Genomic DNA, 15,448 nt, shown 5'->3' on the forward strand with positions numbered 1-15,448 from the left:
TACGGTAGAAAAACGAGTGTATGGAAACCGAAAGGGAATGAGTTTGTTAAGGAAAGTAAATACTTTTTAAAATAATTCGATACCTTTGAAGCATTAGCATTTATGAATATGAATACAGAAGAAAGCACACAGAATTTTGATTGGGTTTATTATGTATTAGGGATCATTGCCGGAATCCTTATTGCAGCAGCCGCTACAGGAAGTTTCTTATCGTCAATTTTAGGCGGTATTATTGGTTTGATTATTTCGTCTTTATTCTTGAATAAGATCGTTAAAGGCCGCACCTACTAACTAGTATTTTAGCTAACCAAATATTATGAGAAAATTAAGTTTAATGCTTGTATTTGCATTGTTTGCAATTACGGCTACTGCACAGGAACTGAAGTTCCCGGGATTGGATCCAAGTCCGGTTGATCTGGCTTATTTCCCTGCAAGGGCTACACAGATGGCGAAAAAAGGTGCTGAATCTGCTGCGCTGATCAAAGTTACCTATGCCCGTCCTGCTAAAAAAGGACGCGAGATCTTTGGTGCTTTGGAGAAATTCGGAGCGGTTTACCGTTTAGGTGCCAATGAGAGTACAGAGATTAAATTTTATAAACCCGTAGTAGTTGGTGGCAAAACCATCCCTGCAGGAAGTTACAGCTTGTTCGCTATCCCGAATAAAGACAACTGGACGATCATTATCAATAAGGATACCGACAGATGGGGTGCTTATTCGTATGATGAAAGCAAAGATGTTGCAAGGGTAGAAGCTCCGGTTAAGCCGTTGACGGAAACTGTAGAAAATCTTGCTATGGTATTTACTGGTACCGGAAATGATGCGGTGTTAAACATTGGCTGGGATAACACCAGTGTAGCATTGCCGATTCAGGTACAATAAAAAGAGCATAAAACGGTCCACAGCAGGACTGTATCAGATACAAAGCCGCTTAATCTTCATTAAGCGGCTTTTCTATTTTCTAGTGTGCTGGTTTGTGCATCTTCCTTCTGATCAGGCGATCCATGTACAACAGCAGTAATGCCAGGTCGAACATCAGGAAGATCTTCATGTACAATGGGCTGAGCATCTGGCTCAGATCCATTTTGAAGCTAAAGCTTGGCATTGTAAATTCGGTTCCACCAGGTGTGCTATTTGCCAATGCATAAACGAAAATGGCGGCAATGGACAGAATAAAGAATGCGGCGATGCTATAGATGATCTTGTTGTTGACTTTGGTCGTCAGCTTTTTTGGCGCGATCTCCAGGGCTACCGCTTCCATAACATTCCTGCTGAAAGACATGGAAGGTTCTTCCAGATCGTCTGCTGCCATCAGTGTATTCAGCTTCATCAGTTCCTGATAGCTGGAGGCATAACGCTCGTCGGTCGCGATCTTTGCCGCTATGCGCTCGCTTTCTGCGGCATCGCAGCTACCGTCTATATAGTCCCAGATTTCTTCGTCTATGGTTTTCATAACAATTCCTTTACTTCATCTTTTAACAAGAACTGCAGTTTTTCTTTGAGCCTGGTTCTGGCCCGGTGCAGTTTAACTTTCACGGTATTGGGTTCCATTTTTAGTGCCTGCCCAATTTCTTCCAGGCTTTGTTCCCCTTTGTAAAAGAGCGTAATAATTGCGGCATCATCGGGCAGCAGCTGCTCAATGGCCTGATTCAGGTATACATATCCGGAGCGTTGTTCTATGCCATTTGCCTGGTAGGCCGAGATATGGTTCTCCAATTGTATGCCACTTTCTTCATCATTGATGGAGTCGGTGAGCAGTCTTTTTTTGCGCAGGAAGGTCATGGCTGTGGTATAGGTGATGGTAAACAGCCAGGTGCTGAACTTGGAGCTTTGCTTGAAGGTTCCCAAGGCACGGTAGGCCTTAACAAAGGTATCCTGCGCAATCTCTTCGGCATCTTCGCGGTTTTTAGCATAGCGCATGGCCAAAGTAAATACATAACGCTGGTGGCGCTTCACCAACTCTGCATAGGCGGAAGTATTGCCCTCCAGAATGGCTGTAATTAAGTCGTTGTCGCTAAGCTTTTGCTGCATAATTACCCATAAGACGCAACTTGTCTTGCTGAGGTTACACTAAATTACCAATAGTTTGTTGCAAAAAAAAAGGATAGCTATGGGCTATCCTCGTGATTATTGAACGCGTGTTTTATTCCGGATGTTTATCGATCCAGTTTTTCTCAATGGCATAGGATATAATTAATCCGATTCCACCGAAGATGCCCAGAAATCCGAAGTATACTGCTACAGATTCTTCTTCTGTAAGGTTATTTAGCTTGGCCGCAAAAAGGGCTGCAATTAATCCAATGCCGAGCCCGACCAGCAACAATCCGAACTTTAGGCTGAGGAAGGGCCTTGGTGCTGCAACACTCTTGCTCATGCCTGGGTCCATGCCACGTTCGATCATGGCCATCTTTTCTTTGTTCGATAAATATCTGATGCCAAACACCATTGCGAATGCACCAAGAAACATTGTGATAGGAATTAGTTCTTCCATGATATTGTGTGTTAAAAAAGGTTAAAGTAAATGAACTCTTAACAGCTGTTCTGTATACTAAGACCACATGAATTTTTAACAGGTTACAGGTAAAATAAAAAAAACTAAACAGCGGGTGTTTCCAGGTAACGTTCCTTGATGATGCGGGTATGATGGATGATGTGTCCGGCCAATACAAACAGCATTGCACGGACCGTGATGTCCCGGTTGGAAGCATTGCCCATCTGATCCAGCTCCTGCTCCTGAAGGGATTTGAACAGGAACATATTGGCGCGCCTTAACAAAGAGAATTCTTCTGAAAAGCTAAGCAGGCTGCGGTCGCTGAAATGCGCATTGGCAACATAATCATCTTCTTCAAAGCCCGGCAGTGGTGTTTTTTCACCACGAGCGAAACAGGTCAGGCGATAGGTAAGAATTCGCTCCGTATCGATCATATGGCCGATCAACTGTTTGATGGTCCATTTTCCGGGCGCATAAGCGTAGTCGGCCTTTTCTACCAGGTTATTGATGAAATCAGCAAACTCCGTAGCTTGACTTTCCAGGATCTGCAGCACATCGTCCTCTACAAGTTTGATATAGGTTTCCGCCCATACGGGGTATTCACTAGGTTGTGGTCGGTTCATAAGTTATACTGCTTTTTAATACAATTCTGAAGGTGGTGCCTTTCCCGAGTTCAGACTCTTTTACGAAGATCTGTCCGCTATGGTAATTCTGAATAATACGTTTTGTTAAAGATAGACCAAGGCCCCAGCCGCGCTTACGGGTGGTATATCCCGGCTGGAACACCGCTTCAAACTTGGAACGCGGAATACCTTTACCCGTGTCGGTTACATCAATAAAAACCTCTTCTTTGGCCAGATGCTCAATGATGTTTACCGTAATGGTGCCTTCATTGCTGATCGCATTGGCGGCATTCTTAAGCAGGTTTTCGATCACCCAGTCGAACAGGGGTACATTCAGCAAGGCACGAACCTGGTCATCACCAGTGATTTTAAAGGTGATCTTATCGGAGGTCCGTAATTTAAAGTAGTCCACAAAGTTGCTGATCACCACATAAACCACGTGATCTTCCAGGATGGGTTTGGACCCGATCTTCGAGAACCTGTCGGTAATCACTTCAAGCCGTTTAATATCGTTCTCCATCTCTTCAATGAGCGGATCATTTTCGGCGTTAAAACGGGCTTTCATCAATTCGACCCAAGCCATAAGGGAGGATATTGGCGTGCCAAGCTGGTGTGCCGTTTCCTTGGCCATACCAACCCAAACCTGGTCCTGTTCTGCTTTTCTTGCAGAGCTGAAGGCCACATAGGCAGTGATTAAAAACAGGGCAATTACACCCAGCTGTATGTAGGGGAAGTAACGCAGTTGCGTAAGGATGAAAGAGTCTTTGTAATAAACCAACATTTTCTCGCCCATGTAGTTGATGGGTAATGGCGCATGCTGTTCTTTCATACGCCTCAACTCACGCTGGAAATAGGCCGGGTCGTAAGTGGCATCCGACTCTGCGTTCATGTAATTGGTTTTGGTACTATCAAGCCGCAGGTAGGTCATGATCTTTGTGCCCGTCGTATCGGTGAGGATCACCGGCACTTTACTACTCTGAATAATCATGTTAAGTACATCCGCATAGCGGACATCGTCGAAGATTTCGGAAGACTTTTCCGTTCCTTTAACCCAGAGTTCAAATTGGATCTTCTCTTCGCGCTCCATCTTTTTGACAAAGAAGTCGGAATAGAATACAGATGCCGTTCCAATAACGATGGCAAAAACAAGGAGAAAGATCTTCCAGCGGCGTTTCTTTTCGTAAGGATTCATAGGATAGAAACGCAAATTACAAATTATATATCTTTGCAACACAGTTATGGAAAAGAAAGTAAGAGTAAGATTTGCTCCAAGTCCAACCGGAGGACTTCATTTAGGTGGTGTACGTACCGCCCTGTTTAACTATTTGTTTGCCAGGCAACATCAAGGAACCTTCATTTTAAGGGTCGAGGATACGGATCAAACACGCTTTGTACCCGGTGCAGAAGCATATATTGCTTCTTGTTTGGAGTGGTGCGGAATAAAACCGGATGAAAGTCCTGATTTGGGTGGCCCTTTTGCACCTTACCGCCAAAGTGAACGCAAAGCAAGCTACAGGCAATATGCCGAGCGGCTTGTTGCAAGCGGCCATGCTTACTATGCCTTTGATACGCCTGAAGAGCTTGACGCTAAGCGCAAAGCAGCTCCAAACTTCCTTTATGGCCAGGCCACAAGAATGGAGATGCGTAATTCCCTGACTTTGGATGCGGCAGAAGTACAAGCGCTATTGGATGCAAATACGCCGCATGTGGTGCGGATTAAGATACCAGAAAATGAAACGGTTTCTTTCCATGACCTGATCAGGGGCCATGTAAGTTTCGATACCAACCTGGTTGATGATAAAGTACTATTAAAAGCGGACGGCATGCCAACCTATCACCTGGCGGTTGTTGCAGACGATCGTGCCATGGAGATCTCACATGTTTTCCGGGGTGAAGAATGGCTGCCTTCAGCACCGATCCACATCCTGCTTTGGCGCTACCTGGGCTGGGAAGATGAGATGCCCGCATGGGTGCATTTACCATTGATCCTTAAACCAGATGGCAATGGAAAATTAAGTAAACGTGATGGCGACAGGCTCGGCTTCCCGGTGTATGCACAGAACTGGACAGATCCTAAAACTGGTGATCTTACCAAAGGTTTCCGCGAGCTGGGCTTTATGCCGGAAGCATTCGTGAACCTGCTAGCCATGCTGGGCTGGAACGATGGCACGGATCAGGAGATCTTTAGCCTGGACGAACTGGTGGAAAAATTCTCCCTGGAGCGTATTTCGAAAGCAGGAGCAAAGTTCGACTACGAAAAAGCCAAGTGGTATAACCATGAGTGGATCAAGAAGACACCAGCGGCAACACTCGCACCGGCAGTAAAAACTGCGCTGACTGCTGCAGGGATTGAAATTGCTGATAACGAAAATTTATTCACTGTTATTGAGCTTGTTAAAGACAGATGCAACATAATCTCTGATTTTGTCACACAAAGTGCCTACTTCTTTGTTCCTCCTAAGGAATATGACGTCGCATCGGTAAAGCCGAAGTGGAACGAGCAGAAAACAGCATTCTTTGAAGCTTATGCGGCCAGCCCGATGGAAGGCACTGCACAAGCGCTTGAAGCGGAATTCAAGGCACTTGCAACAGTACACCAGTTAAAGCCAGGTGAACTGATGTTGCCTTTTCGTGTGATGCTGGTAGGCGGCAAGTTTGGTCCGGGTGTATTCGACATTGCTATTCTATTGGGTAAAGCTGAGGTAAAGAACAGAATAAAAGCTGCGCTAGCGGCGTTCATTTAAAAGACAACTATGCAATGGTTCGGTAAAGGAAGCGGAAATGTAGATGACAGGCGTGGTATGAGTGGAGGTGCCATCGGCGGCATCGGCGGTATCGTGCTTGTTGTACTCGGACTGTTGTTTGGTCAGGATTTTAGCGGAATCGTAAGCCAGTTGCCAATTGGCAATCAGGCAGCCGTTGAAGGTCGCAAAGGTGTGCCGGAAGATGCTGCAGGGCGCTGGGCATCCAATGTACTGGCATCTACAGAAATGGTCTGGACGGCAAAATTCGAAGAAATGGGCCGTCAATATGAACCACCAATCCTGACCTTGTTTGAAAATGGTGTTTCTACCAGCTGCGGAAATGCCAGTTCTGCTGTAGGGCCATTTTACTGTCCTGCAGACCGGCATGTGTATCTGGATCTGAGTTTTTATAACGAGCTGAACAACCGTTTTGGTGCTTCGGGTGACTTTGCAAACGCCTATGTGATTGCACATGAGGTGGGGCACCACATACAAACCTTGCTGGGTATTTCCCAAAAGATGGATCGTTACCGCTCGCAGCTTTCGGAAGTGGAATACAACAAGCTCTCGGTAAAGCTGGAGCTTCAGGCAGACTTCTTCGCCGGTGTATGGGCACATGACGCCCAAAAGCTTGGTCCGGATCTGTTCAAGCTCGAAGAAGGTGACATCGAAGAAGCATTGAATGCCGCAAATGCTATTGGCGATGATAAGCTGCAGCGGCAGGCACAGGGTGAGGTGAAGCCGGATACCTTTACCCACGGCACTTCTGCACAGCGTATGGCCTGGTTTAGAAAAGGGTTTGATACCGGCGACATGAGCCAGGGTGACACCTTCAATTCCGATGAGTTATAGGTGTAAATAACACATAATTAAGATTTTACTTTAACATTATAGCATAACATACAAAGTTGTATAACTTGCCTAGCAAATATACAGCTGCCTTTAAGGCTTACTTATAAAAGAATGATTCTAATTGTAGATGACACCCCGGAGAACTTGATATCCTTAAAAAAAGTTCTTGAAAAACATGATTTTGAAGTTGATACCGCCTCTTCGGGAGAAGAAGCACTGCGAAAGGTACTCCGAAATGAATATGTTTTAATCATCCTAGACGTACAGATGCCGGGAATGGATGGCTTTGAAGTTGCTGAAGCCATCTCGGGCTATAGCAAAGCAAAAGAAACAGCCATAATCTTCCTGTCGGCTGCAAATACGGAAACCAGGTTTATTACTAAAGGTTATTCCTCAGGTGGATTGGACTACATTACCAAGCCCGTGGATATGAGCGTATTGCTGCTCAAAGTGAAGACCTTTTACCGGATCTATGAACAAAGCAGAAAACTTATTGAAATACAGACCGCCTTACTTGAGGAAATTGAATATCGTAAACAGGCGGAATATAAGAAAGATGAGTTCATAAGCATCGCCAGTCATGAGCTTAAAACGCCCCTTACCAGCGTAAAGGGTTATGTTCAGCTGCTCGAAAGAAGTATCGATAAAGGCGATGTGGATACCGTTAAAAAGCACCTCCACAAGGCACAGACACAGCTGGAAAAGCTGAATAATCTTATCGCAGACTTACTCGATATCTCCAAGATCGAAAGCGGTAAGCTCAAGTTCAATAAACAAAACTTCTTTATCGGCGACCTGCTCAAGAACATTGTTGAGGTCATGGCGCAGTCCTTCCCGGATTATAAGATCACCGTAAGCGGCGCTGCAGAACATTGCATTTATGGCGATGAGATGCGAATTGAACAGGTGATCATCAACTTCCTGACCAATGCCATCAAGTATTCTCCCGGCACCAGCGAAGTGTTGATCAACGTACGGGAAGAAAACGAACAAATCTATGTTGGCGTGCGTGATTACGGCATCGGTATAGCACCAGAACAACAGAAAAACCTGTTCGAGAAGTTCTATCGTGTAGAAGAAACTGCACTTCATTTTCAAGGTTTAGGTATTGGTTTGTATATTTCTGCGGAGATTATAAGAAGGCATGGCGGAATAGTTGGCGTAGAAAGCACCTTGGGTGAAGGCTCCGAATTTTACTTTGAAATACCTTTAAACGCGCCTTCAGAAATCGAATAATATTTTAAGTTACTATGCAGAAATCACTAAAAAGCAACCTTCAGGTCGGTTTAGGTCTGTCATTATTAATTCTATTTATCACCTCACTCGCTTCTTTTATAAGCATTCGAAATCTGGTTAAAAGCTCTGAACTTGTTGCACATAGCAATGAGGTAATCTTTAAGACCAACCAGATCATTTCACACCTTAAAGATGCAGAAACCGGTCAGCGCGGCTACCTGCTTACAGGCGAACAGGTCTTTCTGGAGCCTACAGTGGGTGCTAAAGCAAAAGCATTAGACCTGATCAATGAGGTTGCTGCAGAAACAAAAGACAATCAATTTCAGCAAAAGAACCTGGAAAAGCTGCATGTTATTGTAGACCGGAGGTTGGATATGATCATGCGCCTTATTGATGTAAGGACAAAGGGTGGCGACATCAGTGTGAATGCCTTACTTGAAGGCAAGGATTTGATGGATGAAGCCAGATCGATCATAACGATGATGCAGACAGAGGAAAACAGGATTCTGCAGTCGCGTACGGAAGAACTCAATAAGTTTGCTGGTTATACACCAATCCTGATCATCATTGCGGCGATCATCTCTATCTTCATCACCATATACTTCTACCGTAAGGTCTACAAAGACTTTTACGCTAAAATGGAATTGCAGCGGGCGCTGGAAGAGAAGAACAGGGAAATTGATTACCGTATCGGGGTAATCAGAGATCTAGCCAGTCAGATTTCTGCAGGTAACTATGACATCCGACTGGACGATCAGCAGACCGACGGACTGGGCAGCCTTACCGGACACTTGAATGCCATGGCAGAGTCGCTGAAGAAATCTTTCAGCCTTCTGGAAGAAAAAGAATGGCAACAGGCTGGGATCGCAACTTTGAATGATAAAATGGTTGGCGAGAAAACTGTAGCCCAGTTAACCAGTGACGTTCTTGAAAACATTGTTGAACATACAAACAGTCAAGTTGCTGCTTTTTACCTGCTTGAAGACAAGGAATTACATTTGGTAAGCAGCTTCGCATTGGCAGCCGGACATGCTAAAACCAGGGTTAAAGTTGGTGAAGGCCTGGTCGGCCAGGTGGCTGATTCTGGCAAACTAATGGTATTAAACGATATTCCTCAGGATGAGCTGACGATCAGTTATACCTCTGGGGAGACTGTTGCCAGAAATGTGGTTGCCGTTCCGGTATACCGCGACAGAGCACTGATGGGGATCATGGAATTTGGCTCCTTAACCACTTATACACCGCAACAACTTGCCTTTTTACGCGAGGTGTCACATAACATTGGTATTGCCATCCATGTTTCACAGAACAGGAAGAAGCTACAGGAATTCCTGGAGGAAACGCAGGCACAAGCCGAAGAACTGCAGGCACAGCATAGCGAGTTGGAGGGCTTGAATGCTGAGCTGGAAGCACAGTCGCAGAAAATACAAACTTCAGAAGAAGAACTGCGCGTGCAGCAGGAAGAGTTGCTGCAAAGCAACCAGGAACTCGAAGAACGCACCAGTTTACTGGAAGAGAAGAACCAGATGATACAGGAGCGTAACCGCGACATTCAACTGAAAGCAGAACAGCTGGAACAGAGCACCAAGTACAAATCTGAGTTCCTTGCCAACATGTCGCACGAGTTGCGTACCCCGCTGAACTCCATTTTGCTGCTGTCCAAACTGATGTCGGAGAACAATGATCTGGACAAGGAATACATCGAGTATGCGGAAGTTATCCAGAGCTCGGGTCAGGGGCTGTTAGGCTTGATCGACGAAATACTCGATCTTTCAAAGATCGAAGCCGGCAAGATGAAGCTGGAATTCTCGGATGTGAACATTGGCGAAGTTGCCACGGATATGCGTTCCTTGTTCAACCCATTGGCTAAGAATAAGCAGCTGCAGTTGCTGATCGAGCTAGATGAGGATGTAAAAACGCTGAACACCGATAAGATGCGTTTGGAGCAAGTGCTGAAAAACCTGCTTTCCAATGCCATTAAATTCACCACTGCGGGTGAGGTGCGCCTGAGTGTTTCAAAAGATGAACGTGGTAGAAACATCCTGTTTAAAGTTACAGATACCGGGATCGGCATTCCAGAGAATAAGCAAAGCCTGATCTTTGAAGCTTTCCAGCAAGCCGATGGTTCAACCCGCAGAAAATACGGCGGTACCGGCCTTGGATTGTCCATCAGTCGTGAACTCGCCAAGCTATTGGGGGGTGAAATTGAGCTAACCAGTAAAGAAAACATCGGAAGTGAATTCACACTTTCACTACCGATTGAGCGCGGCACAACAACTGAAGATGCTTCGTTCGCCGAGCCTGTGGTGGTAAAACAGGTTTACCCGGAAAAGGTAGCTGAACCACTGCCGGAACGTTACACGGTACCAAACATCCCTAAGGATGTAGAGGATGACCGTGATGACATCCAGGAAGGCGATAAGATCATTCTGATTATTGAGGATGATACCAACTTCGCAAAGACCCTGCTGAACTTTACCCGTAAGCGAAGCTACAAGGGCATTGTTGCCGTACGTGGTGACGTCGGTATAGAGCTGGCCAACCATTACAAGCCGCTGGCGATTCTGCTGGATATTCAACTACCGGTAAAAGATGGATGGCAGGTCATGGAAGAGCTGAAGAGCAATCCGGCTACGCGTCCGATCCCAGTGCACATCATGTCTTCCATGGAAGTGAAGAAGGAGAGTCTGTTGCGTGGTGCCATTGATTTCATCAATAAACCCGTAGCACTGGAACATATGAGCCAAATATTCCAGAAACTGGAACATGCACTCAGCAGGTTTCCTAAAAAGGTGCTAATCGTAGAAGAGAATCGTCAACATGCCGAAGCGCTGAACTACTTCTTGAGTAACTATAACATCCAGACACAGGTTGCGAACAACGTGACGGAAAGTATTGGTGCCCTGAGTAAGCAGGAAGTGGATTGCGTTATCCTGGATATGGGTGTGCCGGATACCAATGCTTATGATACGCTAGAAACCATCAAGAAAACCAAAGGTCTGGAGAACCTGCCAATCATCATTTTTACCGGTAAGAACCTGTCGAAAGGTGAAGAAGCCCGCATCAAACAGTATGCAGACTCTATCGTGGTAAAAACTGCACATTCTTACCAGCGTATTCTGGATGAAGCAGGCTTATTCCTGCATCTGGTAGAAGAACAGGCTGCTGGCACTAAGCCAGGTAAAATACTACCGGAACGTTTCGGTGGATTATACGAGGTACTGAACAATAAGACGGTGCTTATTGCTGATGATGATGTACGTAACATCTTTTCACTAACCAAAGCATTGGAACAGCACAAGATGAAAGTGCTTGCCGCTACAGACGGAAAAGAGGCCTTGCAGGTGCTTAAAGAGAACCCGCTGGTTGATATTGTCCTAATGGATATGATGATGCCGGAAATGGACGGATATGAGACCACCAAGCAAATCCGTAAGATTCCTGCGTACAAACAATTGCCAATTTTAGCTGTTACAGCCAAAGCGATGATGGGAGACCGGGAGAAATGTATTGCTGCCGGCGCTTCGGATTATATCTCGAAGCCGGTGGATGTGGACCAACTGACCTCATTGCTGAGGGTTTGGTTGTATGACAAAGTTTAATGATCGCTTTCAATATGGCTAAGGATAAGATTTTAATCGTAGATGATGATAACAGGAACATTTTTGCCCTCTCAGCGGTGCTGAAGGCGAGGAAGTATCGCTGCGTCTCCGCGACCAGCGGAGAGGAGGGATTGGCCCTGTTAAAACAAGATAAAGAGATTGGCATTGTGTTGATGGACATGATGATGCCAGGCATGGATGGTTATCAGGCCATTGCCGAGATAAATGCTGATGAAGAACTTAAAGCTGTACCTGTAATTGCGGTTACTGCACAAGCCATGCTTGGCGACCGCGAGCGCTGCCTGGAGGCGGGTGCCACAGGATATGTGTCGAAGCCTATCAATGTCGATACACTCACCGCTTTAATCACTAAATACATCTAATTTGGAAGGTACTGTAATTACAGAAGATCAGATCGACATACTGCTGGCAGATTTGCTGGAGCGGTATGGTTACGACTTCACGGGCTACTCGAGAGCCTCGTTAAAACGTCGTATCCATCGCTTATACAGCATAGATAAAGCCCTGAGTTTTGCCGAGTTCAGGTTTAAAATTGCGAATGATCCGGTATACTTCAAGCGTTTTGTGGAGCAGATCACCGTAAACGTAACCGAGATGTTCCGTGACCCAACATTCTTCAAGACCCTGAGGAACGAGGTGCTGCCGAAACTTGGCACTTACCCATTAATCCGTATTTGGGTAGCAGGCTGTTCTACCGGCGAGGAAGCTTATTCGATCTGCATCCTGTTGCAGGAATTAAACCTGCTGCACAAGTCCTTGGTTTACGCTACAGACCTTAATCCCGCCGTGCTGGAAAAAGCTGCACAGGGGATGTTCGGCCTTAGCCAGATGAAGCAGTATTCGGAAAACTACATTCTTTCGGGCGGTAGCAAGGACTTCTCCAGCTACTACACGGCGAAGTATTCTTTAGCGAAGTTCAATGATGATCTGCGAAGAAAAATCATCTTTTCTACCCATAACCTGGTTTCTGATCGTTCCTTTAATGAATTTCAGCTGATCTTATGCCGCAATGTACTGATCTATTTTGATCGTGATCTGCAGCACAAGGTAATCAGCCTGTTCGACGACAGTCTTGAGGAGCTGGGCTACCTGGCCTTAGGCAGTAAGGAAACCCTGGAATTTTCTAACGTATCAAAACGGTACCGAAGGTTACCGAATGAGAAAATATGGAGGAAGATGACCTGATGAAAACCTGTGAGGCCCTGATCATTGGCGGCTCTGCGGGGAGCCTGGATGTACTGTTAAAGGTACTGCCGGATTTAAGGCCCGATCTGCCTTTTCCAATCATCATTGTGATTCACCGTAAACATGGCGCAGATTCACTGCTTCCGGAATTGTTGAAGGGCAGGACAACCTTGATTGTAAAAGAAGTTGAGGAAAAAGAACCGATACTTGCAGGTACCATCTACGTTGCTCCATCCGATTACCATCTCCTGATTGAACAGGATCTTACTTTTTCGCTCGACTCCTCAGAGAAGGTTAACTATTCCCGGCCCTCGATAGATGTAACCTTTCAAACTGCTGCAGAGGTGTATGAAGACAAACTGGTTTGTATGCTACTTTCCGGTTCAAATGCTGATGGGGTGAATGGTTTGAAAGCGGTTAAAGCCTATCGTGGCAGGGCGATTATCCAAAATCCGGCAGATGCACAGGTGCCTTACATGCCTGCGCAAGCCGCACAGAATGTTGTAATTGATGCATCATTAAACATTGAAGATACCGCAAAATTTATAAATTTGTTATCTTAGATTAAATTAACATACATGAGCAAGGCAAAAAAGGTGTTCGTCTTTGACGACAATGTTGACATACTCGATCTATGCACAATCATTCTTGAAGACGCTGGTTACGAAATCAAGACCTCCTCTACATCAAACAATATCATTGACCAGGTTTCATCCTACGTGCCTGATATTATATTCATGGACAACTGGCTTCCGGATGTAGGTGGTATAGATGCAACAAAGGAATTGAAAGCCCACAAGGAGCTTTCCCATATCCCTGTAATCTATTTTTCTGCGAATAATGACGTTAAATCCCTGGCTGAACAGGCCGGCGCGGATGATTATCTTTCCAAGCCATTTGATATCGAAGAATTGGAGAAGATTATAAGTAAATACTTATAATCCACCCAATACGTCTACACCTTGTTGAAAAACGATATCTACCGGAATTCCCTTCTTATTTAAATTATCCAAGTCCTGCTTAAGTTCGCTGCTGATGACTGCGTTTTCAGCTTGTGCTTTTGCTACAGCCGCGCGATCCCCGTCACCCTGTAAGGTGAGGATCATTTTACTCAGCGCATTCATTGCCTGTTCAAACTTTACATAATCAACTCTGTACGTTCCATTTGCAGTTCTTGTGAAAGCACCTTGTTGCTTAAAGAAATTGAAGCCCTGCATATTGGCCTGACCATGTGCGCTGGCTGCACCAAAACGAACAGAACGTAATAAGCCGGCCATGTAGGTCGTGTAATACGCCTTGATATCGCCCTGCAGCTCGCCTGCTTTAAGCATGTTGGTTACCATGTAAAGTCCTAAAACGTCTGCTTTACCCTCTTCCAACCAGGAAAACTGCTCTTTCAGCGCATCTTTAACCAGACCTTTGCCTTTTACAGTCTTTTTAATTCCCAGACCATGCGCAACTTCATGGAACATGACGTTGGCGAAAAACGCGTCGAAGTTGATGTATTGTTGTTGCTCCTTATCGATCAGTTCGTTAGCGATCGGAACCAGGATCTTGTCGAACTTCGCCTGCATGGCGTTCTTCAACTGCGACCTTCTGGTGCCTTTTTTCTGCTGTATCATCGCGTCATTTGGAAGGTTCACGGCGATCGTCTTTGAGCCCGCGTTGCAATCTCCGGCATAAAATACCACATCATAGGCATTAAGCTCCGAATCTACACCTGGTTTTTCCTGTTTATACTTTGCAGGCACTGGTAGGCCTTTTTGAAGCCCTGGAAGCAGGCTTACATATTTAGCCAGCCGTTTACTCCATTCCTTGTCTTTTACAAGCACATAAGCTTCGTATGATGCCCGTGCATTGAAGAGATTATCTTCATAGTTCTCAATCGGACCGATGATGATGTCCAGTCCATTATCTTTCATATCCATCCAGGCCAGGTCGCTGGCGGTATAATCATCCGAGGTAAGTGCATCTGCACGCAGGTTCAGGTACTTTTTCAGACCTTCATCTTCCGCAATCAGCGCCGCTTGTTTCAGCAGGCTCGAAGCGCGCTGTAACTGGGTTGCAAAAAGCTCGTGATAAGGAACGGTCATCAGTTTGCCGGTCGAATCTCTTTGAACAACACTGTACTGCCCATACTTATCCTTCAAGTCTGATTTTTCAAGTTCTTCCTTGGTCATGTCTGCCGGGTAAAATGTTGCTCCCGCTGGTTTTACACCGATGCCCGCAATAAAGGGTTTATTGTTGTTGAGGCGGTCCCATGGACCGTAGTTGATCCGGATAAATTCTTTGGCCCGGTCATCTTTAACCGCATTCAAAAGGCTGTCTCTTTGCGGATAAGTCTGCAACCAGAAAAGCTCGTCCATAATCTGAGCAGCCTGGATCAGCAATGGCAGCATTTTACGTTCCGCGGTGCTCAGCTGATTGAGGTTCGTTGTCAGTTTAACCGTTTCATAGGTCTTTATTCTGTCATTTACGTATTCCTGTAAGCTGTCTGGCAGTACAACAGTATTCGTCTTTTTTTCTGTATTACTGGCCGTATTGGTGCAGGAATGAAGGCTAGCTGCCAATGCGCAGCCTGTTAGAAATAAGGTTGTTTTATTAAATAATTTCATTCAATATAATTTCAAACGATTGGAGGGTCAAAACTACTAAATATTAGGCTTCTATAAAGAATCGCGATCCTGTTGGCTGCA

Annotated in this window: 16 protein-coding genes; 10 read left to right on the forward strand and 6 right to left on the reverse strand. The window is 45.4% G+C overall.

Annotated elements, in window-relative coordinates; genetic code table 11:
- Window positions 1–108 precede the first annotated feature (108 nt).
- A complete protein-coding gene (locus ACTHQF_RS04980) occupies window positions 109–291 on the forward strand; it encodes a hypothetical protein (RefSeq protein ID WP_440428800.1) in 183 nt (60 codons plus the stop codon).
- A gap of 25 nt (window positions 292–316) precedes the next feature.
- Window positions 317–880 (forward strand): DUF2911 domain-containing protein, encoded by a 564-nt coding sequence (locus tag ACTHQF_RS04985; RefSeq protein ID WP_440428801.1) that lies wholly within the window; start codon window positions 317–319, stop codon window positions 878–880.
- Window positions 881–959: 79 nt separating this feature from the next.
- Here the strand turns inward: ACTHQF_RS04985 and ACTHQF_RS04990 are convergent, their stop codons facing one another.
- From ACTHQF_RS04990 to ACTHQF_RS05010, 5 genes are all read right to left on the reverse strand, one after another.
- Window positions 960–1,451: an anti-sigma factor family protein gene (locus ACTHQF_RS04990; RefSeq protein WP_440428802.1), complete on the reverse strand. Its 492-nt coding sequence runs from the start codon at window positions 1,449–1,451 to the stop codon at window positions 960–962.
- On the reverse strand, window positions 1,448–2,029 hold the full coding sequence (locus ACTHQF_RS04995; protein ID WP_440428803.1) for an RNA polymerase sigma factor: 582 nt from the start codon (window positions 2,027–2,029) through the stop codon (window positions 1,448–1,450). The genes ACTHQF_RS04990 and ACTHQF_RS04995 overlap by 4 nt, the downstream gene beginning before the upstream one ends.
- Before the next feature lie 112 nt (window positions 2,030–2,141).
- A complete protein-coding gene (locus ACTHQF_RS05000) occupies window positions 2,142–2,489 on the reverse strand; it encodes a DUF6249 domain-containing protein (protein ID WP_440428804.1) in 348 nt (115 codons plus the stop codon).
- A 104-nt stretch (window positions 2,490–2,593) separates the two neighbouring features.
- Window positions 2,594–3,112, reverse strand: a complete 519-nt coding sequence (locus tag ACTHQF_RS05005) for a DinB family protein (protein WP_440428806.1) — start codon at window positions 3,110–3,112, stop codon at window positions 2,594–2,596.
- Window positions 3,093–4,304: a sensor histidine kinase gene (locus ACTHQF_RS05010; RefSeq protein ID WP_440428807.1), complete on the reverse strand. Its 1,212-nt coding sequence runs from the start codon at window positions 4,302–4,304 to the stop codon at window positions 3,093–3,095. Before ACTHQF_RS05010 ends, ACTHQF_RS05005 begins: the two co-directional genes overlap by 20 nt.
- A gap of 46 nt (window positions 4,305–4,350) precedes the next feature.
- Here ACTHQF_RS05010 and gltX point away from each other — a divergent pair, with 46 nt between their 5' ends.
- The 8 genes from gltX (at window position 4,351) to ACTHQF_RS05050 (ending at window position 13,693) form a co-directional block, all read left to right on the forward strand.
- A complete protein-coding gene (gene gltX, locus ACTHQF_RS05015) occupies window positions 4,351–5,856 on the forward strand; it encodes a glutamate--tRNA ligase (protein ID WP_440428809.1) in 1,506 nt (501 codons plus the stop codon).
- A 9-nt stretch (window positions 5,857–5,865) separates the two neighbouring features.
- Window positions 5,866–6,708 (forward strand): KPN_02809 family neutral zinc metallopeptidase, encoded by an 843-nt coding sequence (ypfJ, locus tag ACTHQF_RS05020; protein ID WP_440428810.1) that lies wholly within the window; start codon window positions 5,866–5,868, stop codon window positions 6,706–6,708.
- Between the two features lie 111 nt (window positions 6,709–6,819).
- Window positions 6,820–7,944 (forward strand): hybrid sensor histidine kinase/response regulator, encoded by a 1,125-nt coding sequence (locus ACTHQF_RS05025; protein WP_440428811.1) that lies wholly within the window; start codon window positions 6,820–6,822, stop codon window positions 7,942–7,944.
- A gap of 14 nt (window positions 7,945–7,958) precedes the next feature.
- Complete coding sequence (locus ACTHQF_RS05030) at window positions 7,959–11,546, forward strand: response regulator (RefSeq protein WP_440428812.1); 3,588 nt, start codon at window positions 7,959–7,961, stop codon at window positions 11,544–11,546.
- A gap of 14 nt (window positions 11,547–11,560) precedes the next feature.
- Complete coding sequence (locus ACTHQF_RS05035; RefSeq protein WP_440428988.1) at window positions 11,561–11,929, forward strand: response regulator; 369 nt, start codon at window positions 11,561–11,563, stop codon at window positions 11,927–11,929.
- A 1-nt stretch (window position 11,930) separates the two neighbouring features.
- The gene (locus ACTHQF_RS05040) at window positions 11,931–12,752 is read left to right on the forward strand and encodes a CheR family methyltransferase (RefSeq protein ID WP_440428814.1); all 822 of its coding nucleotides are present in this window, start codon (window positions 11,931–11,933) and stop codon (window positions 12,750–12,752) included.
- On the forward strand, window positions 12,734–13,315 hold the full coding sequence (locus ACTHQF_RS05045; RefSeq protein WP_440428815.1) for a chemotaxis protein CheB: 582 nt from the start codon (window positions 12,734–12,736) through the stop codon (window positions 13,313–13,315). The genes ACTHQF_RS05040 and ACTHQF_RS05045 overlap by 19 nt, the downstream gene beginning before the upstream one ends.
- Window positions 13,316–13,330: 15 nt before the next feature.
- Complete coding sequence (locus ACTHQF_RS05050; protein ID WP_440428816.1) at window positions 13,331–13,693, forward strand: response regulator; 363 nt, start codon at window positions 13,331–13,333, stop codon at window positions 13,691–13,693.
- Here ACTHQF_RS05050 and ACTHQF_RS05055 read toward each other — a convergent pair.
- A complete protein-coding gene (locus ACTHQF_RS05055) occupies window positions 13,688–15,367 on the reverse strand; it encodes a dipeptidyl-peptidase 3 family protein (protein ID WP_440428817.1) in 1,680 nt (559 codons plus the stop codon). The genes ACTHQF_RS05050 and ACTHQF_RS05055 overlap by 6 nt on opposite strands.
- Window positions 15,368–15,448 lie beyond the last annotated feature (81 nt).

Source organism: Pedobacter sp. SAFR-022, assembly GCF_051965375.1.
Classification (GTDB): domain Bacteria; phylum Bacteroidota; class Bacteroidia; order Sphingobacteriales; family Sphingobacteriaceae; genus Pedobacter.